We start from the raw sequence: 19514 nt of genomic DNA on the forward strand, positions 1-19514 counted from the left end.
AATCCGTGGCTGATTCCCTTCTCCCGCGTGCGGGAGAAGGTGCCCCCGAAGGGGCGGATGAGGGGCGGCGGGGCCTGTGCCCTCACCCCCGACCCCTCTCCCGCGCGCGGGAGAGGGGAGCACAACTCAGGCTGCGCGGCGCAGCGACTCGGTGAGCGACTCGATGCTGGCGGCCTTGGGTTTGACCAGCCAGAACTTGCCGATGTAGTCGCGGAACTCGTCCAGGATCTGCTGCGCCCAGATGCTGCCAGTGAGTTCGCGGTGGCGGCTGATCAAGGTGTGCAGGTGCTGGCGATGGTTCTCGAAGCCTTCGGCCGAGACGCGATGGATGTCGATCAGCTCGTGGTTGTAGCGGTCCACGAAGTCGCGCTCGATATCCAGCACATAGGCCAGGCCGCCGGTGAAGCCGGCACCGAAGTTCAGGCCGACCTTGCCCAGCACCAACACGATGCCATCGGTCATGTATTCGCAGCAGTGGTCGCCAGCACCTTCCACCACCGCCAGCGCGCCGGAGTTGCGCACCGCGAAGCGTTCGCCGGCGCGGCCAGCGGCGAACAGCTCGCCGCCGGTGGCACCGTACAGGCAGGTGTTGCCGACGATCGGGGTGTTGCGTGCCTCGAAGCGCGCGCCGCGTGGCGGACGCACCACCAGCCGGCCGCCGGCCATGCCCTTGCCGACGTAGTCGTTGGCTTCGCCTTCCAGTTCCAGCTGCAGGCCGCCGGCATTGAAGGCGCCGAAGCTCTGCCCGGCGGTGCCGCGGAAGCGCAGGTTCAGCGGCGCATCGCTCATGCCGTGGTTGCCGTGCGCGCGCGCGATGGCACCGGACAGGCGCGCGCCGATCGAGCGGTCGGTGTTGTGGATCAGAAAGCGATGGTCGCCGCCGGTCTTGTTGGCGATCGCATCGGCGAGCAGGCCGTCCATCTGCGTGGCCAGGCTGTCGGGCGATTCGTACAGGCGCTGGGCGGCGCAGTGGCTGCCGTCATAGCGCGCATGGGTGAGCAGGCGCGACAGGTCGACCTTGACGCCCGGGCGCGGCGACACCTCCAGCTGTTCGAGCAGGTCGGTGCGGCCGACGATTTCGTCCAGCGAGCGCACGCCCAGGTACGACAACCACTGCCGCACTTCTTCGGCCAGCAAGCGGAAGAAGTGCTCCACGCGTTCCGGCAGGCCGGTGAAGTAGCCGGCACGCAGGCGCTCGTCCTGGGTGGCCACGCCGGTGGCGCAGTTGTTGAGGTGACAGATGCGCAGGTACTTGCAGCCCAGCACGATCATCGGCGCGGTGCCGAAGCCGAAGCTGTCGGCGCCGAGCAGCGCGGCCTTGACCACGTCCAGGCCGGTCTTCAACCCGCCATCGGTCTGCAGGATGGTGCGCTCGCGCAGGTCGTTGGCCACCAGCGCCTGGTGCGATTCGGCCACGCCGAGCTCCCACGGTACGCCGGCATAGCGGATCGAGCTGACTGGGCTGGCACCGGTGCCGCCGTCGTGGCCGGACACGGTGATCAGGTCGGCGCCGGCCTTGACCACGCCGGCGGCGATCGTGCCGACGCCGGCATGCGCGACCAGCTTCACCGACACCAGCGCGGTCGGATTGACCTGCTTGAGGTCGTAGATCAGCTGCGCCAGATCCTCGATCGAATAGATGTCGTGATGCGGCGGTGGCGAGATCAGGCCGATGCCGGGCTTGGCGTAGCGCAGCCGGGCGATCAGTTCGTTGACCTTGTGGCCGGGCAGCTGGCCGCCTTCGCCGGGCTTGGCACCCTGGGCGACCTTGATCTGCAGCACCTCGGCATTGACCAGGTATTCCGGGGTCACGCCGAAGCGGCCGGAAGCCACCTGCTTGATCTTGGAGCGCTTCTCGGTGCCGTAGCGGGCCGGGTCTTCGCCGCCTTCGCCGGAATTGCTGCGTCCGCCCAGGCGGTTCATCGCAATCGCCAGCGCTTCGTGCGCTTCCGGCGACAACGCGCCCAGGCTGATCGCGGCGCTGTCGAAACGCCGCAACACGTCCTCGGCCGGGGCGACCTGATCCAGCGGGGTCGGGGTGTCGGCACGCTTGAGCTGCACCAGGTCGCGCAGCGTGGAGGCCGGGCGTGCGTGCACCGCGTCCATGTACTTCTGCCAGTCGCCGGCATCGCCGGTGCGGGTGGCACGCTGCAGCGTCATGACCACGTCGGGGTTGTACATGTGGTACTCGCCGCCGTGCACGTACTTGAGCAGGCCGCCCACTTCCGGCTTGAGCTGGTCGTTCCAGGCGCGCACGGTGAGTTCGCGCGCCTCGGTGTCCAGCCGCGCCAGGTCCACGCCGCCGATGCGTGCCGGGGTGTCGGCAAAGCACAAGTCCACCACGTCCGGATCCAGCCCGACGATCTCGAACAGCTGCGCGCCGCGGTAGCTGGCGATGGTGCAGATGCCCATCTTGGAGATGATCTTCGACAGGCCCTTGTAGATGCCCTTGCGGTAGCGGCGGCCGATCTGCGACTGCTCACCGCCCTTGCTCAGTTGCAGGATGCCGCGACGGCCCAGGTCGAACAGCGTCTGGTAGGCCAGGTACGGATACACCGCGGTGGCGCCGACGCCGAGCAGGCAGGCCATGTGGTGCGGGTCGCGCGCGGTGCCGGTCTCGATGATCAGGTTGACGTCGCAGCGCAGGCCCACCTTGCACAGGTGGTGGTGCACTGCGCCGGTGGCCAGCAGCGCATGCGCCATCGGCCGGTCCGGCACCGGGGAGCGGTCGGACAGCAGCAGCATGACGGCGCCATCGCGCGCAGCCGCTTCCACCTCCTGGCAGATGCGTTCCAGCCCGGCCTTGAGGCCTTCTTCCAGGCTGTAGGACAGGTCGATCAGGCGATTGCGCTCGACGTACTGCTCCATCTTCAGCAGCTGGCGCAGCTTGCGCTGGCTGAGCACCGGCGAATTGAGGATGACGTGGTTCACCGTCTCCGCACCGGCATGGAAGATGTTGGTCTCCCTGCCGAGCTGGGTGGTCAGCGACATCGCGATGCCTTCGCGCAGCGGGTCGATCGGCGGGTTGGTGACTTGCGCGAACGCCTGGCGGAAGTAGTCGTACAACGGCCGGGTCTGGCGGCTGAGCACCGCCATCGGGGTGTCGTCGCCCATCGAGCCGGTGGCTTCCTGCTCGGTTTCGGCCAGCGGGCGCAGCACCTGCTCCACTTCCTCGGTGCTGAGCTGGAACAGCTTGTGGTAGCTGCGCAGGGTCTGTTCGCTGAAAGGTTCTTCCACCAGCGAGGGGTCGATCAGTTCGGTCTGCAGATAGGTCACGCCCTGCTGCAGCCACTGCTTGTACGGCGCGCGCGCGCGGTTGATGCGGTCGATGGCATCGGAATCGAGCAGGTCGCCGCGCTTGAGATCGATGGCCATCATTTCGCCCGGGCCCAGCTTGCCCTTGCGGGTGATGCGCTCGGCCGGCAATTCCCACACACCGGCCTCAGAGGCCACCAGGAAATGGCGGTCGGAGGTCAGCATCCAGCGCGCCGGGCGCAGGCCGTTGCGGTCGAGCATGCACGCCGCATAGCGGCTGTCGCAGGCGACGATGCCGGCCGGGCCGTCCCATGGCTCGGTATTGAGGCCGTAGAACTCGTAGAACGCGGCCAGGTCGGCGTCCTTGAACTCCAGCGACTGGGTCGCCGGCGGCACCAGGATGCGCAGCGCCTGCAGCAGGTCCATGCCACCGGCGATCAGCAGCTCCAGCATGTTGTCCAGGCTCTGCGAATCGGAGCCGTGCATGGAGATCACTGGGTCGAACTGCGCGATATCGAAACGCGGGGTCTGCCACACCTTGCTGCGCGCCTGCGCCCAGCGTCGGTTGCCTTCGATGGTATTGATTTCGCCGTTGTGGGCGAGCAACCGGAACGGATGCGCCAGCGGCCAGCGCGGCAGCGTATTTGTGGAAAAGCGCTGGTGAAACACAATGGCGCTGGAGGACAGGTCGCTGCGCTGCAGGTCCGGGTAGAACGTGCTCAGCTTGTCGGGCAGCACCATGCCCTTGTAGCTGATGCCGTTGGGCGAGAGTGTGGTGACATAGAAGTCCTGCACGCCCTGCAGCTGCTGCTCGGCGCGGCGGCGCGCCAGGAACAGTGCCAGGGTAAAGCCGTCTTCGGTCTGCTCCGCGCCGGCATCGACAAACACCTGCTCGATGCGCGGCAGGGTGTCGCGCGCCAGCTGGCCGCACACGCTGTCGTCGGTGGGCACCACGCGCCAGCCGCGCAGCTGCACGCCGGCGCTGAGCAACTGGCGTTCCAGTTCGGCGCGACAGCGCGCCGCATCACTTTCGTCCAGCGGCAGGAACACCACACCGGCTGCGTAGCGCGAGCCCAGGGTGATGCCGGCATCGCGCGCAAGTCCGCGCAAGAACGCATCGGGTTTGCGGATCAGCAACCCGCAGCCATCGCCGGTGAGCCCGTCGGCGGCCACGCCGCCGCGGTGGGTCATGCGCGAAAGCGCCGCAATCGCGGTATCCACCAGCGCGCGGGAGGGTTGGTCGTCCAGCTGGGCGACCATGCCAAACCCACATGCGTCGCGCTCATCGCGCACGCTGTTGTAGAGACCGTAGTCGTTGAGCCCTTGGCGAATGCGGGGGGCCATGTCTGCCTCTTTGCGATCTTAGGAGAGCGGCGACGACGTTGCAGCGCTCGATCCGTGGAGCGTTCGAAGAGGTCACCGGATGATCGACTAGACCACAGTTGATGCGGTGCCGCAATACACCGTTACAGCTGCAACGAGAACCGCTGCAAGCCCTTGTGCCAGCAGGCTTGGCGCCGGTCTTCCGACCGACGCCAACGCCGTATCAGCCGCAGCGCACCGAGGTGATCACGTTCTTGGCGTCCACTTCCAGATTGAGCCGTTCGCCGTTGAATTCCATGGTGGTCATCTGGCCGGGTTTGAGCACACGTACCGACTTGGCGCCGGCATCGCTGCGCGCCTGTTCGCCCACCGCATCGGTCAATGGCTGGCCCACCAGCGACTGCACCTGGGTGGCATCGCAGGTACCGATCGGTGGCGCGTCCGGCGCTGCATCCGGCGCGGGCGCAGCGGCTTGTTCGGCCGCGTGCTGGGCCTTGGCGGTGACGGCTTCCTGCTCGTCGGGTTGCGGTTTGTTGCAGGCAGTCAATGCAGCCAGCATCACCAGGGTGCAGGTCAGGCGAGCAACAGGTAGAACAGCGCGCATCGATCACTCCAGCAAAGGGGGATGCCCAAGCATAAGCACAAAGTCACGCGACGGGCATGGCTTGCGCACACGGCGTTGTCGCAGCGTTGACGCAGCCTAGTCTTGCTGCGGCCAACAATCGCGGCCAGTCCCTCGACCTGTGCGCAATGAAAGCCAAACGTGTTGTTCGCAATGCCGCCGTCGCCGTCAGTACCGCCGGCAAGCTCGCGGCGGTCGCCACCGGCGCCGCCGTCGCCACGGCCGCCGTGGCAAGCGCAGCCGCTGTGGCGCAGGCCAGGGCGACCGCGCGTGCGGCCGGGCTGACCTACGTCAACGATCAACAGCCCGGCATCAGCCGCCGCAAGGCCGGCAAGAGCTTCAGTTACCGCGATGCCGACGGGCAGCGCGTTGCCGATGCCGAGACCTTGCAGCGCATCCGTTCGCTGGCGATTCCGCCGGCCTATACCGAAGTGTGGATCTGCGCCAAGCCCAACGGGCATCTGCAGGCCACCGGGCGCGATGCCCGGCGGCGCAAGCAATATCGCTATCACCCCGAGTGGGCGCAGGTACGCGGCGAGGGCAAGTTCGAACGCGTGATCGCCTTCGGCACTGCGCTGCCCAAACTGCGGCGGCGCTTGCGTCGCGATCTGCTGCTGCCGGGCTTCCCTCGCGAAAAGGTGCTGGCGATCGTGGTGGCGTTGCTGGCCGACACCCTGGTGCGCGTGGGCAACGCCGAATACGCGCGCAGCAATCGCTCCTACGGGCTGACCACGCTGCGCAACCGGCACATGGAATTTCTCAAGGGCGGACGCGCGCGGCTGAAGTTCCGCGGCAAGAGCGGCCAGGACCACGATATCGAAGTGGACGACAAGCAGCTGGTCAAACTCATCCGCGAATGCCAGCAGCTACCCGGCCAATCGCTGTTCCAGTACCGCGACGACGATGGCCAGTTGCAGCCGGTGGATTCGGGGGAGGTCAACGATTATCTGCGCGAGGCGATGGGCGAAGACTTCACCGCCAAGGATTTCCGCACCTGGGGCGGCACCTTGGCGGCATTGCAGCGGTTGGCACGCCTGCCCTTGCCCGAGCGCAGCAGCGAACGCGCGCTGACCCAGGTGCAGAACGATGTCATCCGTGAAGTGGCCGATGCCTTGGGCAACACGCCCTCGGTGTGTCGCAAGGCCTATATCGACCCCTGCGTGTTCGAAGGCTGGCGTGCGGGCCAGCTGCAGGCCATGGCCACCGGCGTGCGTGGCGAACGCCAGTGGGAAGCGGCCACGCTGAAGTTCTTGAGCGCTTCGCGCAGCAAGCTCAAGGCACAGGCGAAGTCTGCGACAAGGCGCAAGTCGGCGTAAGCGCCCGACGCCACGGCGTTCGCCACAGCCAAGGGGTCGGCGTGCGCGGGCATCATGTACCGTGCGCGCGCCGGTTCCTGCGCGTCGCGCATGTCCGCCTGGCGACGATCAGCGGCGCGGCGTCAACCATTCCAGGTGGTCGTCTCGGGACGCAGGCAGCGGCGAGTGCCGTACCGAATCCCGAATGTCGACTCCCCAATCCCGAATCTTCAGCCGCAATAAATGGCCGTGATGCTGTTGTTCGGGCCGGTTTCGATGGTGAGCTGATCGCCGCCGCTTTCGCTGGCGCCCTGGGCCGGGTCGGCCAGGCCACTGGCGGTGGTGCCGCCGGTGGCGCGCTCGCCGCGGCGCACGATGACGCGCTGGCTATCGCTATCCACGCGTGCACGTTCGATGGTCTGCGCCGCTGCCGCCAGACCCACCGCACCTCGCACCTTGTCGCTATGGCACTGGCCGGAGATGGCGCCGTCGATGGGCTGCACCTGCGCCACCTGGTTGGAGGCACAAGCCGACAACAACGCAGCGGCAGCGAGTGGGGCGAGGATACGGATCATCGGGAAGCTCCAGGGCAAGAATGCCGCAAGCGTGAAGGTGGTGTTGTCGGGATGGCATGAAGATGCTGCGCCACGCCTTGCGAGGACAGGCGCCACCTGGCTGGTCGCGCGCCGCCAGCCGGTTCTAGGTGGATGGTCGTGGCGCAGTGCGCCTCTGTGCGAAGGCCGACGAGGGTGGATGACCGCGACCTCGGACGGCTTGCTGCGGCTGCCTGTGCGCGCGCTGCGATGGATGCCGCTGCCGCCGACAGACCTTCGAACCGGTGGCCAGACACGTGCAGCAGCAACAACGCCGGCCTGATCCGGGCCCCGCGCATTGCACAGCAAACGCGAACCTCTGCGCGCTTGCTGCACCGCTGGCTGTGCCGCGTGCGCTCATGCCGGCGCAGTCGCCTCGCGCACGAAGGCCTCATAGGTGCGCAGCGGACGTCCCAGCAGCGCCTGCAACTGCGCCACCGTGCCGTCTGCCGCGTGCATGCCCAGGCGCTGGATGCTGGCCATCATCAGGCGCATGTCATAGGCCAGCCACGACGGGCCGTACGTCGCCAGCTGTGCCTCGAAGGCGGCCACGTCGTCGCCGGCGTAGACGATCTCGCGCCCAAGCGCTGCGCTCCAGACCTTGGCAGCGTCCACGCCGGTCAGCGCCTGCGGACCGACCAAATCGAGCGTGACGCGCGGCAGCGGACCGTCTGCACGGTCGCGGCGCAGCAGCTCGACCACGGCGATCTCGGCGATGTCGCGCGCATCGATCATCGCGATGCCCTGCGCGCCGATCGGCATCGGGTAGACGCCGTATTCGGTGATCGTCTGCTGCACCATGCCTTCGTTCTGCATGAAGTACGCCGGGCGCAGGATCGTTGCCGGAATGTCCAGGCTTTCGATCATGCGCTCGACGGTGTGCTTGCCGGTGAAGTGCGGCACGTTGGTGTAGGTGTCGGCATGGATCACTGACAGATACACGATGCGCTCGATGCCGGCTTCCTTGGCCAGGTTCAAGGCGATCAGCGCCTGGGTCACTTCGTCGGGAGTGACCGCATTCAACAGGAACAGGGTGCGCACCGGTGCCAGTGCGGCGCGCATCGATGCGACGTCGGTGAGGTCTGCCACCACTTCGGTGACGCCGGCCGGAAAGGGGCGTTTGCCTTGCTGGCGGACCAGCGCCTTGACCTGCGCGCCGGCGTCGGCAAGGCCTTGGGTGACCAGGGAACCGACGGTGCCGGTGGCACCGGTGACGAGAATGCTCATGGTGAATCTCCTGCGTTGGATGGAAGGTTGGGTGGGTGCCAAGCGGCCTGTGCGGTGTGCTGATGCCGGTGCGGCCGCTTGCTCGGTGGGGCAACGATATGCCGTTGCACTGCCAGTACGAAGACGCCAGGATGTAGACATCTCGTTTCAGATCTGGAACAGCATGGACCTCAATGCCCTGATCGATTTCGCGCTGGTGGCCGCCAACCAGGGGCTGGGCAAGGCCAGCCGCGCGAGCGGCAGATCGAAGGCGACCTTGTCGCGGCGCATCACCGAACTGGAGGAACAGCTGGGGGTGCGCCTGGTCGAACGCAGTGCGCGGGGACTCAAGCTCACCGAGGCAGGGCAGCAATTGATGGAGCGCACCCAGGTGCCGCTGAGCGAAGTGGCCGAGGCGCTGACGGCCGCACGCGAGGGGCTGACCACACCGCGGGGCCGCTTGCGCGTGGCGGCCCCGGTGTTGTTCTCCCAGTTGGCGATGGGGCACATCGGCGCCGACTTCTGTGCGGCCTATCCGGAGATCACACTGGAGGTGGTGGCCGAGGACCGTACGGTCGATCTGATGGAAGAGCAGTTCGATGTCGCCATCCGCATCAACCCAAGCCCGGACAGCCGCCTGGTCGGACGTTGCTTTGCCAAGGACCGGTTGGTGGTGGTGGCCGCACCGTCCATTGCGATGCCGTCCGGCGATGCGGTGCATCCGGTGCCAGGCGTGGTGATGTCGAGCTTCGAGCCCACTACCTGGACGCTGGATGGCGGGCGGCTGGTCCTGGAGCCGATTCCGCGGATGCGGTTTTCCTCATTCCTGATGGTGCGCGATGCGGTGATTGCCGGTGGCGGCGTTGCGTTGATTCCGCAGTCGATTGCCGGGGATCAACTGGCGCGCGGCGAGTTGCTGCAGTGGGGCACGATCTCCGGCGTGGAGCCAGCGTTGTGGGTATTGCACACCTCCAGGCGCCTGGCTGCACCAAAGGTGCGCGCCTTCGTGGATTTCATCTGCGCCCGCTATCCGGACGCGTCGTTGGTGTTGAAGGGGTAGGGCGGTGGCGCCTTTTTGTTGACGTGCGCCAGGTGCGCCGGCGCGTGGCGAGCTTCTGCGCGCAAGCGGTTGCCCGTGTCGTCTGGCCTGGGCAGCGGCAAACGGACGCCACGGCCACCCACACCTCCCCCTGCCATCCGACCTATTGACGACAGCTGTCGTCAGGCTTACGGTAGCGACAACTGTAGTCATGGAGAGCGCCATGCGTGGCAAGACCATTGGGGACCAGGAGCTGGCCCTGCTGCAATACATCGAAGAACAGCGGCATGCCAGCGTGGGCGAAGTGGCGGGGGCGTTCGGTGAGCCACGCGGGCTCGCGCGCTCCACCGTGCTGACCATGATGGAGCGGCTGCGGGCCAAGGGCTTCCTGCGCCGCAAGCAGGTCGAGGGTGTGTACCGCTACAGCGCCACCGCCGGCCAGGACGATGTGGTGCGCGGGGCGGTGGGGCAATTCGTCGAGAAGACCCTGCAGGGTTCGGTTTCGCCGTTCGTGGCATGGATGTCGCAGCGTGCCGAAGTCAGCGATACCGAACTGGCCGAACTCGAAGCATTGGTTGCCAAGCTGCAATCGCAGCGCAAGGAGGATTGAGTCATGTCGCCCCTGATCGAAGCGGTGTTATGGAAGCTTGGCGCCACCAGCGTGCAGACCGCGGTGCTGGTGCTGGTGGTGTGGGCGCTGTGCCGCGGCGTGCGCCGCCTGCCGGCAGCCACGCAGACCTGGTTGTGGTGGCTGGTGGGGGTGCAGGCGATGGTGGGCCTGGTGTGGAGCAACCCGGTGCAGCTGCCGGTGCTGCCCGCGCACAGCGTGACCACGGCACTGGGCTCGGCCGACAGCCTGGCGCCACTGGCGAACGCCACCGCCGCGGCATCCACGGCCGCGCATGCAGGCGTCGCCGCGCAGGCCATGCCGGTTGGCGCGTGGTCGACCTGGCCGGTGGCATTGCTGGCGCTATGGGCGGCCGGCGTGCTGGTGCTGGCCGCCGGCACGGCGCGCGCGTATCTGCGCAGCCGTGCATTGGTGCGCGCGGCGCAGCCCTGCACCGACCGCGCCCTGGTACAGGCGTTGCAGATGGCCTCCGAAGCACATGGTTTGTCGCGCCCGCCGGCGCTGCGGCTGTCGGCGCAGATCGATTCGCCCCAGTTGATCGGCCCATGGCACCCAGTGTTGTTGTTGCCTGCTGCGCGGCTGCCGCACATGGCCGATGACGATCTGGACATGGCGCTGACCCATGAGTTGGTCCATCTGCGTCGTGGCGATCTGTGGTGGGGACTGCTGCCGGCGCTGGCGCAGCACCTGTTCTTCTTCCACCCGCTGGTGCACCTGGCCGCGCGCGAATATGCAATCGCCCGCGAAGCCGCCTGCGATGCCGCCGTGGTCGCCGGGCACCGCCATTGCCGCCACGACTACGGCCGCCTGCTGCTGCAACTGGGTGTGGCGCCGCGCCCGCGCGGTGGCGTGGCAAGCGCCTCGCCGTCGTTCATCAGCTTGAAGCGCAGGCTGTCGATGTTGCAGCACACCCACGCGTTTCCGCGGGTGGCCGCCACGATGATTCTGGCCACGGTAGCGGTGTGCGGTGTGTTGCCGCTGCGCCTGGTGGCCATGCCGGTGCCGGCACCGGTGACGTCTGCCGGCATGCAGCCGGTCGTGGTGACGGCCCCGGCAGCGCCACCTGCACAGGTCAGCAGCATGGCGGAGCCTGCCGAGGCCGCAACGCCGATGCGCGGGTTGCCTGCACCGGCGGCGCCGGCTGCGCCTGCGCAAGCGGCCGCGCCTGCCACGCACGGTGTGATCGCCGATGTGCTGGGCACCGAACCGCTGCATGACCAGGACGCAGACCCGATAGACAGCGGCTGGAATCTCGACCTGGACCGCATCCGCCGCGACGCCAGCCGTGACGCGCAAGCCGCCGTGCACGATGCGCTCGCTGCCGACAACCACGATCTTGAACTGCAGCAAGACCGCATGCAGGCCGCACAAGAAGCATTGCAGGACGCACGCGAAGAACTGGCCTCGTTGGGCCCGGAACTGGCGCAGGCCAAACAGGAGGCGCAACAGCAAGCACGCGAAGCCGAGCAGCAGATTCGCGAAATGACGCAGCAGCATCGTCAGGCGCAATACGCATATGCGGCTGCGGTGCGCCAAGCGGATGCGTTGTCGCGGCGTCAGGTCGAAATGGCCAAGCAGGCCGCCCTTCAGGGCCGCGCCGAGGCCGAACGCGGGCAACGGGAAGCGGCGCAAGCGCAACGGCAGGCAGCGCAAGCGCAGGTCGAGGCCGAAAAAGCGCGAGCAGAGGCAGACCGAGCGCAAGCAGAAGCAGAACGCGCGAAGTACCACTAGGCGCGATCGACCAAACGACTGCGCTCACCGTCAGGCGCGCGTGGTCGGGACCGGGAGTCGGCATGCACCACGCGCAGGTTCGGCGACGTACCGCTTCTGGCCTGCTCGCGACGCCAGCTGGCCGCCATCGCCGACAGCTGTTCGCACCGGCTTGCCGGTTGCCGCAGCGGTCCGATAGACAGAGCCAGCGTCGCCGGTCGCGGTAGACCGCACGCTACCGCCGCGATGGGGTTCCGTTGGCCACGGAGCAGCAACGCGTGGCGTGCGGCCGGCTCCACCTCCGGCCGTGCACGGCCGGAAGACACGCGGCCGCAATCACGGCGGAGAACAGAACGTAGCGAGCAGTCGTCGGGTGGGCGTGGCCAGCGCGATCGCACATCGCAGCGTAGGCGCGGGATATGCCGACGCAGCACATCGGCCGCACCCACCGGGCGGTGAGTGAAGCCACCATTGTTGCTGTTTTTCCGCGCAGTTCTTGATGTCAGCACCTGCCGGCGCGATGCGCTGGCATCGCATGGTCACGGCAGTATCCGCATCACACGGGCTCGCCACAGCCCGGCACTCCTGCGTCACGACGCCTGCAGCGTCGGCAACGCCGTGGCCGCGTGATCGCTGTTTCCATCCGCCGATGCGCACTGCTCAGGCGGCACTCAACTTGCTGTGCTCTTTCGTGGAGATCTCACATGATCCAGACCACTTCCCGCGTGCTGTGCCTGCGTTCGGCGTTGCTGTTGGCCGTTGCCGGCAGCGCGGCCATCGCACACGCCTCTGCCGTGCCTATGGTTATCGGCGCGCGCCCCGCACCTGCTGCGCCGGTAGTTGCGGGTCTTTCTGCGCCTTCAACGATGCCGGTTGCATCCATTGCCGATGTCTTGCCTGCCAGTGGCATCGCAACGGCTGCGCCGGTCACACCGCAGATGACCGTGGCACGAACCGCGCCTGTTGTCGCCGCAGCGCGCGCGCCTGCGATCACTGCGCTGGCGCCGACCGCTCCCATGGCACCGGCGCTTGCCGTGGCCGGTGCCCGGGCGGCACCAGCAGCGCGCGCGGCCAACGCAGCACCTGCTGCACCTGCCATTTTTCCAGCAACACCGGTCGCTCCCACTGCAGCGGCTGCACCGGCGCGGCCGCGCATGGGCATGCAGACATCCTGCGGCCATGCCATTGCAAATACGCAGGGCGAAGGCGATGCCTACGTGCTGGCGCATGGCGATCGCGAGGTGATGCATGGCACGCCCGATGATCTGCGCACGGCGCGCCGCTACGCTGGCGATGGACGACGCGTGCTGTGGTTTCGCGCCGATGGCAAGCAGTACCTGGTGCGTGATCCAACCTTGCTCCATCGGCTGGCTGCTGCGCATCTGCGCAGCCAGCAGTTGGCCGACGTTCAAGCCAGACTGGCCGCACGTCAGCAGGCCTTGAGCGAACGGCAGGCTGCACTCGCCGCGCAACTGTCTGCGCACGCCGAGCCGCGCCTGCTGCAGGCCTCGACACGCACGGCACCGGCCATGACCTCCACCGCGGCGCAGCCGCCTGCAACCCCCGATGCCCTGCAGGCGTTGGCCAGCCAGCAACAGGCACTGGCGCAACAGCAGGCGGTGCTGGCAAGCAAGCAGGCCGGTGCGTCCAGGCTGGCCACGCAGCAGGCATTGAAGGTACTGCGCGAAGCACTGAGAAGCGGTCTGGCAACCCGTCTCGGCACTTAGTTGCACAGTGCCGGTCACGCAACAGCGCAAGCGCAGATGACGGTGCGCTTCGCCGATACTGTGCGCAGACACAGGCGGCGAGCAGGCCATGACGTATCGGGTACTGGTATTGGGTGGCTTCGGTCATTTCGGCGCACGCATCGTGCGCGCGCTGGCGGCAACGGCGCAGATCCATGTCATCGCGGCAGGGCGGCATCCGGGCGATGTAGCGAGCAAATGGCCGGGTGCCGCACCTGGCCGCATCTCCACATGCCGCCTGGATATCGATGCCAGCGACTTTGCCGCGCAGCTGGCGGCCACCGGTGCCGATGCGGTGGTGCATACCGCCGGGCCGTTCCAGGGACAGGAGTACGCGGTGGCCCGCTGCTGCCTGCAGGCCGGCATGCACTACATCGATCTGGCCGATGGCCGCGCCTTCGTCCGCGATTTTACCGCAGCGATGGATGCCGTCGCGCGCCAGGCCCAGCGCGTGGCGATCAGCGGCGCCAGTACCTTGCCGGCGTTGTCCAGCGCGGTGATCGATGCGCTGTTGCCGCGCTTTTCGGCATTGCACGAGATCGGCATGGTCATTGCGCCCGCACAGGGCACGCCGTTGGGCCTGGCCACGGTGCGTGCGGTGCTGTCGTATTGCGGCACGCCGTTCACCTGGTGGCAGGGCGGTCGCTGGCAGCAGGTGGTGGGCTGGGCGTGTCCCACGCGCGTGCACTTCGCGCAGCTCGCCCCACGCCTGGCCTCGCCGTGCGATGTGCCCGATCACGACCTGTTGCCGCAGCGCTATCCCGGCGTGCAGACCGTGCAATTTCGTGCGGCGCTGGAAGTGCCGTTGCTGCAGCGCTGCCTGGCCGGCGTTGCCTGGTTACGTCAACGCGGCGTGCCGCTACCGATGCAGCGCCTGGCCGCTGTATTTGCCAACGCCGGGCGCTGGTTCGACCGCTTCGGCACCGATCTGGGCGGCATGCGCGTAGAGCTACGCGGCAGCTGCGATGGCACGCACGGGGCAAGCCGCCCGCTGGTGCTGCATTGGGACCTCACCGCAGCGATGCTGCACGGCCCGGAAATTCCCTGTTTCGCCACTGTCTTGCTGATACGCAAACTTGCTGCCGGGCATCGGTTGCCGATCGGTGCGCATGCCTGCATGGGCCTGCTGACGCTGGCCGAGTTCGAGCAGGAATTTGCCGCGTGGCAGATGACCACGGCGGTGACGCAAGCGCAGCGCTAACCGGGCGATGCGCAGCACAAATGCAGCGCCCGGCCTCGCCAAGCACACCAGGCGGAAACGAAGCGCTCGGTGCGCTACGGGAAGTCTTGAAACCACGTAGCCGGCACACGGCGCTGCGTCGCTGTCTCAACGCAACCTCAGACCTCGTACACCGTGCGAAACGCGTCCATGTCCTTGAACGTACAAAAATGAAAGCGCCGCACCGTGATCGGTCCCGCGGCTGCCAGCTGCGTGAGCCAGCCGCGCACCGCCGTGCGATACGCCGTTTGCTCTGCCGCATCCAGCGTGTCGCACAGGTAAGCCAGCGAAATATGAAACTGGAAGTTGGTGTAGTCGGGGCGTTGCAAGCGTGTCAGTTGCATCAGCGCTTGGCGCGCCGCTTCCAGGCGCTGCGCGGTTTGCGTGTCGGCCGGCTTCAACGGAATCAGCAGATTGTCGTTGATGCCGGTCTTGGCTGCGGTCGGGTTGACCAGGAAGCGGCACGCGCCCAGCGGCGGCGCGGCGCGCTCCTTCAACCGTGCCAGATAGGCCGCGTCGATATCGGCCAAGGCATGGTCGCGCGGCAGATCGTTCGGCCAGGGCCCGCTCGCACGGTCGATCTCATTGACCCCGCCCAACAAGGTCACGTGGTAGCTGCTCGGCGGCAACAGGGCGAACTTGTGGGCAAAGCGCTGCTCGGGGAACTGGCGGTAGATGTTCAGCACGCGGTCGAAGCTGTCGTAGCCATCGCCCTGTTGTTCCAGATGACCCACAAAGGTATTGCCGGCAAACGGCATCGGCCGTCGCGAGCGCAGAAACTTGCGGCCCACATCCGCTGGTGACGGCGTCATGGCCAGCGTGGGCAGACCGGTGGCCAGCAGCGAGGTGCCGGCGGCGGCCATCAGGTGGCGGCGGCTGATGCGTGTGTCCAGAAGCGACGACATGGGAAAAGCCTCAGAGTTTGACGTTGATGCCGAGCATCACGGTGGGTGCCATTTTCCAGGCCGATTGCACGTATTCCTGGTGGCGGCCGATGCGGTATTCGTAGCCCTGGCCGGTCAGGTTGAGCACATCCAGGCTCACTGCCACTGCCGGCGAGACATCCCAGGCCAGTTTCAGGTCGAGACGGTCCAGCGGCTGTTGGTAGCGGTTGCGATAAAACTCCTGCTGGTTGCTGTAGTTGGGGTAACGGTCGTCCCACAGCTCGCCGGTACGGCTCCAGGCCAGGGTGCTGCGCAGCGGCCCACGGGCGTAGTTCAGGGTCAGATTCCACAGCTGCTTGGGCTGTTGCGGCAGCACCGACAAGGTGGTGCGGCTGCCGTCGCCGAGCACCACCGGGTAGTCCACGTCCAGGAAGGTGACATTGGCACCGACCGACAGCCCGGCCAGTGCGGGCAGCCACGGGCCCAGTTCCTTGATCGCGCCGAGTTCGGCGCCGCGCATGCGGACTGGCCGGTCGGTATTGCGCGGTTGGGTGACCAGCACCTGCTCGCCGTCGATGCTCTGCAGCTGGCCGTAACGGAAAATCTCGTTGTCGATGGTCTTGTGGAACAGCGCGATCGACAGCAGGCTGCCACCGTCGTCGAACGTCCAGTCGTGGCCAAGGTCCAGATTCTGCGAGCGACGCGGCTGCAGGTCCGGGTTGCCCTGGTTGAGCGTGGGCGGGTTGCTGCCCAACCTGAGCACGCCGCCGTTCAACGCCATCTGGTCCAGGCGCGGTCGCCCGATCGAGCGCGAGGCGCCGAAGCGTAACGTGCCGTTGGCACTGGTCTGCACCTGGCCGGCCAGCGATGGCAACCAGTTGCGGTAGGTGCGTTGCGCACTGACAGGCGCCCAGACGCTGCCGCTCAATTGCTGGCCGCTGCTGCCGAAGCGGGTCTGCTCCAGGCGCACGCCGCCGGACAACCGCCAGCGCTCGCCGCGCCACTGTGCTTGTGCGAAGCCGGCACGCACCTGCTCATCCACGCTGTAGGTGCCGCTGTTCTGCGCGGTGATGTCCGCCACGCCGCGCGCCTGGTCGGACACCGCATCCCAGCGCGCATCGGCCAGGTCCGGGTCGATGATCAACATGGGCGCATTGCAACCCAGGGCGCAGGTGGGGTTGCCCAGCACATCGGCCAGCGAATAAGGCAACCCGCTCCAGGTCGTGCGCTGGAACGCGGTCTGCATGTGCGTGCGCACCTGTCGCAGGCCAAAGGCCAGTCCCAGCCCCTGGCTGTCTTCGTCCATGTTGCGACGCAGCTCCAGTTGCAGGTCGCTCACCCGTTCGGCGTAGGTCGTGCGCTCCTGCTGGTGGTTGAGGTTGGCGTAACGGGTCGGGTCGTCGGCCAGGGCCGGATCCAGGGCCGTGAATGCCGGCAGGGTGCCATTCCAATCGAAGCCGTAAGCCAGGCGGTTCTGCTGGAAGCGGTCCCAGGTCTGCGGGTTGTCCACCGTGGCGCGCGAGGTGCTTGCGCGCAGCGCGCCGCGCCACTGGTCAGGCAGCTCGGCCAGCAGTTCGCCGTTGATGCCGGACAGCCCGCGCTTCCAGCGCAGCTGCCCCAACTCGACGAGCTGGTTGAGATTGTCCAGCGTGCCGCTTTGCGGGCCGCTGCGGGTCAGGCGCGCGCTGTTCTGCACCTGGGCGACCTGGGCATTGCGGTCGGAAGATTCGTGCTGGTTGAACGTGTATCCGGACACATGGCCGCTGAGCGGACCATCCGGCTGCCAATCCACGCGTGCGGTCACACCGCGCCGTTCGCGGGTGTTGTCGTAGTTGTACCAGCGCCGTTCGCTGGGCACCGCCGCCCCGGTGCCGCCATAGGCCGACGACGCGCGCGTGCCGGCGGCGTTGTACCAGTTCAGGGCGCCGCCATTTTCCTGCTGCGGCACCGAAATCTCACGGCGCCAGACGCTGGCCGCGCCCAAAAACGCGAACTGGCCGTCACGCCCGAAGCGCTTGCCCCATTTCAGCTCGCCTTCGCCCACCGGCGTGCGGCCGCCATAGCGGCTTCCCATGAGGTTGGCGCCGCCCTTGGCCGAGGCGGTCAGCAGGCCATCGGGCCGGGCAAAGCCGGTGGCGGTGACCAGATTGGTGACACCACCGATCGCGCCGCCATCGTTCTCCGGCAGCAGCGACTTCACCACATCGATGCGGTCCACGAAGTTGGCCGGCAGCACATCCATCAGCGCCTGGCGGCTACCGATGTCGTTGCTGGCGAAGGCAAAGCCGTCGATCAGCATGCTGTTGTAGTTGCCGTTGAGGCCGCGCACCGTCACATAGCGTGGTTCGCCCTGGTACTCGACCGTGCTCACGCCGGTGACCCGGCGCAGCGCATCGCCCACATTGAAGTCCGGCAATTGCCCGATGCTGTCGGCGGCAACCGAATCCACGATGGTGGGCGCCGCCTGCTTGGTGGCGATGGCGCGCGTGTTCTGCGACTGGAACGGGTTGCGCACCTGCACCGCGTCCAGGGTCAGCGCGTCGCCTCCGCCGGACATGTCGGCGGAGGTGGCGTACGAAGGAAGCCAGGCGATCAAGGCCAGCCCCAGCGCAAGCGACAGCGCATGCGGAGGCGGTGGGCAAGACGGGGCAGCGCAAGGGGGGCGGGACGGGGAATGCAACAGGCGCATGGCACGATATCAACGTCGGTGGCCCCAACGCAGGGCCGCGGACGGATTAAATTAAGCTGCTTAATTAAAGCAATTATGACAACGACGGACGTTTCGCCCTGCATCCCTCTTTGTTCGCAAACGCAGCCATTCGTTCGCATTACCGTCGTCGCAGCGATGGGCAGGCCGCCGGTTCCAGCGAGCGCCTGCTGCTGGATCTGATCCGCAGGGCAGGGCAATTCGAGCGTGCGGATCTGCCGCGCGCCAGCGGGCTCAGCGTGCCCGGCATCAAGGGCATCGTCGACCCGCTGGTGGCGCACGGCCTGCTGCAGCTGCGGCCCTCGCTGCGGCGTGGCCGTGGCCAACCGAGCGCGCAGGTGAGCCTGGTGCCGGGGTATGCCTACAGCGTGGGGGTGTCGGTGATGGTCGATGGCTTTGCGGTGGTGCTGATCGACTTTGCCGGCCAGGTCCGCGGCATGCGCCAGCTCACGGCCTTCCCGCTGACGCTGGCGGCGGTGCGTGCACAACTGCCGGCCCTGGTGGAGGCGCTGCTCATGGCGGCCGGCGTGGATCGGCAGCATGTGTTCGGCGTCGGTCTGAGCATGACCGGCCCGCGCATCGGCGACGGCACCCGGGTCAATCCGCCCCTGTCGCTGGCAGCGGAATGGATGCAGGTGGAACTGGACCGGTTTGTCGCCGATTGCCTGCAGCTACCGGTCTGGATGGACAACGACGCCCATTGCGCCGCCCTGGCCGAGGCCGTGTACGGCATTGGCCGCCAATCGCCGGACCTGGTTTATCTGTCGATCTCCGACGGCTTTGCTGCCGGCGTGATTGCTGCCGGCAACGTGCGCCGCGGCGCACACGGCAATGTGGGCGAACTGGGGCGCATTTCGGCCATCACCGGCATGGCGCGGCCGACCCTGGAAAGCCTGCGCCAGGCGCTGGTCGCCGATGGCCACGCGCTGCCGGACCTGCACACCATGCTGCAGCACTACGATGCGGCGTGGCCGCAGATCGATGCGTGGCTGGATGCAGTGGAGCCGACCGTGACGCTTGCGGTGGCGGCGATCATTGCGTTGATCGATCCGCGTGTGATTGTGTTTGGCGCGCGCCTGCCAACCGATCTTGCGCAACGGCTGATCGCCCGCATCGCCTTCGAACCTGCGCCGCGGCGTGGCGTTGCATTGCCGTATCCCACGCTGCAGGTCGGGCAGGTGACGGCGCATGCCACCGTGCTGGGCGCGGCCATGCTGCCGTTCAAGGAAACACTGTTCTAGCGCACCGCATGCGCGGCGATATACGCGCCAAGTGCTGGGTAACGCGT

At 67.3% G+C, this 19514-nt stretch carries 14 protein-coding genes; 7 read left to right on the top strand and 7 right to left on the bottom strand.

What is annotated here, in order from left to right; all coding sequences use genetic code 11:
* Positions 1–126: 126 nt before the first annotated feature.
* Together gltB and ACCQ03_RS21475 are read right to left on the bottom strand one after the other, a co-directional pair.
* Positions 127–4599, bottom strand: a complete 4473-nt coding sequence (gene gltB, locus ACCQ03_RS21470; protein ID WP_209226214.1) for a glutamate synthase large subunit — start codon at positions 4597–4599, stop codon at positions 127–129.
* 202 nt (positions 4600–4801) lie between these two features.
* Positions 4802–5182, bottom strand: coding sequence for an I78 family peptidase inhibitor (locus ACCQ03_RS21475; protein ID WP_057678651.1), 381 nt, complete (start codon positions 5180–5182; stop codon positions 4802–4804).
* A gap of 56 nt (positions 5183–5238) precedes the next feature.
* On the opposite strand from ACCQ03_RS21475, the gene ACCQ03_RS21480 reads away from it, so the two are divergent.
* Positions 5239–6516: a DNA topoisomerase IB gene (locus ACCQ03_RS21480; RefSeq protein ID WP_057678652.1), complete on the top strand. Its 1278-nt coding sequence runs from the start codon at positions 5239–5241 to the stop codon at positions 6514–6516.
* A gap of 209 nt (positions 6517–6725) precedes the next feature.
* On the opposite strand, the gene ACCQ03_RS21485 is transcribed toward ACCQ03_RS21480, so the two are convergent.
* Together ACCQ03_RS21485 and ACCQ03_RS21490 are read right to left on the bottom strand one after the other, a co-directional pair.
* Positions 6726–7070 carry a hypothetical protein gene (locus ACCQ03_RS21485; RefSeq protein ID WP_008572913.1) on the bottom strand — a complete coding sequence of 115 codons (345 nt, stop codon included), beginning with the start codon at positions 7068–7070 and terminating at the stop codon, positions 6726–6728.
* A gap of 375 nt (positions 7071–7445) precedes the next feature.
* The gene (locus ACCQ03_RS21490; RefSeq protein WP_150147408.1) at positions 7446–8315 is read right to left on the bottom strand and encodes an SDR family oxidoreductase; all 870 of its coding nucleotides are present in this window, start codon (positions 8313–8315) and stop codon (positions 7446–7448) included.
* 163 nt (positions 8316–8478) lie between these two features.
* On the opposite strand from ACCQ03_RS21490, the gene ACCQ03_RS21495 reads away from it, so the two are divergent.
* From ACCQ03_RS21495 to ACCQ03_RS21505, 3 genes are all read left to right on the top strand, one after another.
* The gene (locus ACCQ03_RS21495) at positions 8479–9354 is read left to right on the top strand and encodes a LysR family transcriptional regulator (RefSeq protein ID WP_017154812.1); all 876 of its coding nucleotides are present in this window, start codon (positions 8479–8481) and stop codon (positions 9352–9354) included.
* Between the two features lie 190 nt (positions 9355–9544).
* Positions 9545–9943, top strand: coding sequence for a BlaI/MecI/CopY family transcriptional regulator (locus tag ACCQ03_RS21500; RefSeq protein WP_008572904.1), 399 nt, complete (start codon positions 9545–9547; stop codon positions 9941–9943).
* 3 nt (positions 9944–9946) lie between these two features.
* A complete protein-coding gene (locus tag ACCQ03_RS21505; protein ID WP_150147412.1) occupies positions 9947–11692 on the top strand; it encodes a M56 family metallopeptidase in 1746 nt (581 codons plus the stop codon).
* A gap of 969 nt (positions 11693–12661) precedes the next feature.
* Here the strand turns inward: ACCQ03_RS21505 and ACCQ03_RS21510 are convergent.
* Complete coding sequence (locus tag ACCQ03_RS21510) at positions 12662–12841, bottom strand: hypothetical protein (RefSeq protein ID WP_057678687.1); 180 nt, start codon at positions 12839–12841, stop codon at positions 12662–12664.
* Here ACCQ03_RS21510 and ACCQ03_RS21515 point away from each other — a divergent pair.
* Positions 12832–13398 (top strand): hypothetical protein, encoded by a 567-nt coding sequence (locus tag ACCQ03_RS21515; protein ID WP_057678688.1) that lies wholly within the window; start codon positions 12832–12834, stop codon positions 13396–13398. The two genes, ACCQ03_RS21510 and ACCQ03_RS21515, sit on opposite strands and share 10 nt — an antisense overlap.
* A gap of 88 nt (positions 13399–13486) precedes the next feature.
* A complete protein-coding gene (locus ACCQ03_RS21520) occupies positions 13487–14617 on the top strand; it encodes a saccharopine dehydrogenase family protein (protein ID WP_057678655.1) in 1131 nt (376 codons plus the stop codon).
* 137 nt (positions 14618–14754) lie between these two features.
* Here the strand turns inward: ACCQ03_RS21520 and ACCQ03_RS21525 are convergent, their stop codons facing one another.
* Both ACCQ03_RS21525 and ACCQ03_RS21530 read right to left on the bottom strand, forming a co-directional pair.
* Positions 14755–15540: a DUF1868 domain-containing protein gene (locus ACCQ03_RS21525; protein WP_057678656.1), complete on the bottom strand. Its 786-nt coding sequence runs from the start codon at positions 15538–15540 to the stop codon at positions 14755–14757.
* A gap of 10 nt (positions 15541–15550) precedes the next feature.
* Positions 15551–18208: a TonB-dependent receptor gene (locus ACCQ03_RS21530; protein WP_209226217.1), complete on the bottom strand. Its 2658-nt coding sequence runs from the start codon at positions 18206–18208 to the stop codon at positions 15551–15553.
* Positions 18209–18318: 110 nt separating this feature from the next.
* Here ACCQ03_RS21530 and ACCQ03_RS21535 point away from each other — a divergent pair, with 110 nt between their 5' ends.
* Positions 18319–19467, top strand: a complete 1149-nt coding sequence (locus ACCQ03_RS21535) for an ROK family protein (RefSeq protein WP_209226222.1) — start codon at positions 18319–18321, stop codon at positions 19465–19467.
* Positions 19468–19514 lie beyond the last annotated feature (47 nt).

This window comes from Xanthomonas sp. NCPPB 3569, assembly GCF_041475645.2.
GTDB lineage: Bacteria > Pseudomonadota > Gammaproteobacteria > Xanthomonadales > Xanthomonadaceae > Xanthomonas > Xanthomonas phaseoli.

Bases quoted from the DNA above. Each gene is read 5' to 3' on its own strand.
- gltB (WP_209226214.1), bottom strand. From the start codon at position 4,599: ATGGCCCCCCGCATTCGCCAAGGGCTCAACGACTACGGTCTCTACAAC.
- ACCQ03_RS21475 (WP_057678651.1), bottom strand. From the start codon at position 5,182: ATGCGCGCTGTTCTACCTGTTGCTCGCCTGACCTGCACCCTGGTGATG.
- ACCQ03_RS21480 (WP_057678652.1), top strand. From the start codon at position 5,239: ATGGCTTGCGCACACGGCGTTGTCGCAGCGTTGACGCAGCCTAGTCTT.
- ACCQ03_RS21485 (WP_008572913.1), bottom strand. From the start codon at position 7,070: ATGATCCGTATCCTCGCCCCACTCGCTGCCGCTGCGTTGTTGTCGGCT.
- ACCQ03_RS21490 (WP_150147408.1), bottom strand. From the start codon at position 8,315: ATGAGCATTCTCGTCACCGGTGCCACCGGCACCGTCGGTTCCCTGGTC.
- ACCQ03_RS21495 (WP_017154812.1), top strand. From the start codon at position 8,479: ATGGACCTCAATGCCCTGATCGATTTCGCGCTGGTGGCCGCCAACCAG.
- ACCQ03_RS21500 (WP_008572904.1), top strand. From the start codon at position 9,545: ATGGAGAGCGCCATGCGTGGCAAGACCATTGGGGACCAGGAGCTGGCC.
- ACCQ03_RS21505 (WP_150147412.1), top strand. From the start codon at position 9,947: ATGTCGCCCCTGATCGAAGCGGTGTTATGGAAGCTTGGCGCCACCAGC.
- ACCQ03_RS21515 (WP_057678688.1), top strand. From the start codon at position 12,832: ATGCAGACATCCTGCGGCCATGCCATTGCAAATACGCAGGGCGAAGGC.
- ACCQ03_RS21510 (WP_057678687.1), bottom strand. From the start codon at position 12,841: ATGTCTGCATGCCCATGCGCGGCCGCGCCGGTGCAGCCGCTGCAGTGG.
- ACCQ03_RS21520 (WP_057678655.1), top strand. From the start codon at position 13,487: ATGACGTATCGGGTACTGGTATTGGGTGGCTTCGGTCATTTCGGCGCA.
- ACCQ03_RS21525 (WP_057678656.1), bottom strand. From the start codon at position 15,540: ATGTCGTCGCTTCTGGACACACGCATCAGCCGCCGCCACCTGATGGCC.
- ACCQ03_RS21530 (WP_209226217.1), bottom strand. From the start codon at position 18,208: ATGCGCCTGTTGCATTCCCCGTCCCGCCCCCCTTGCGCTGCCCCGTCT.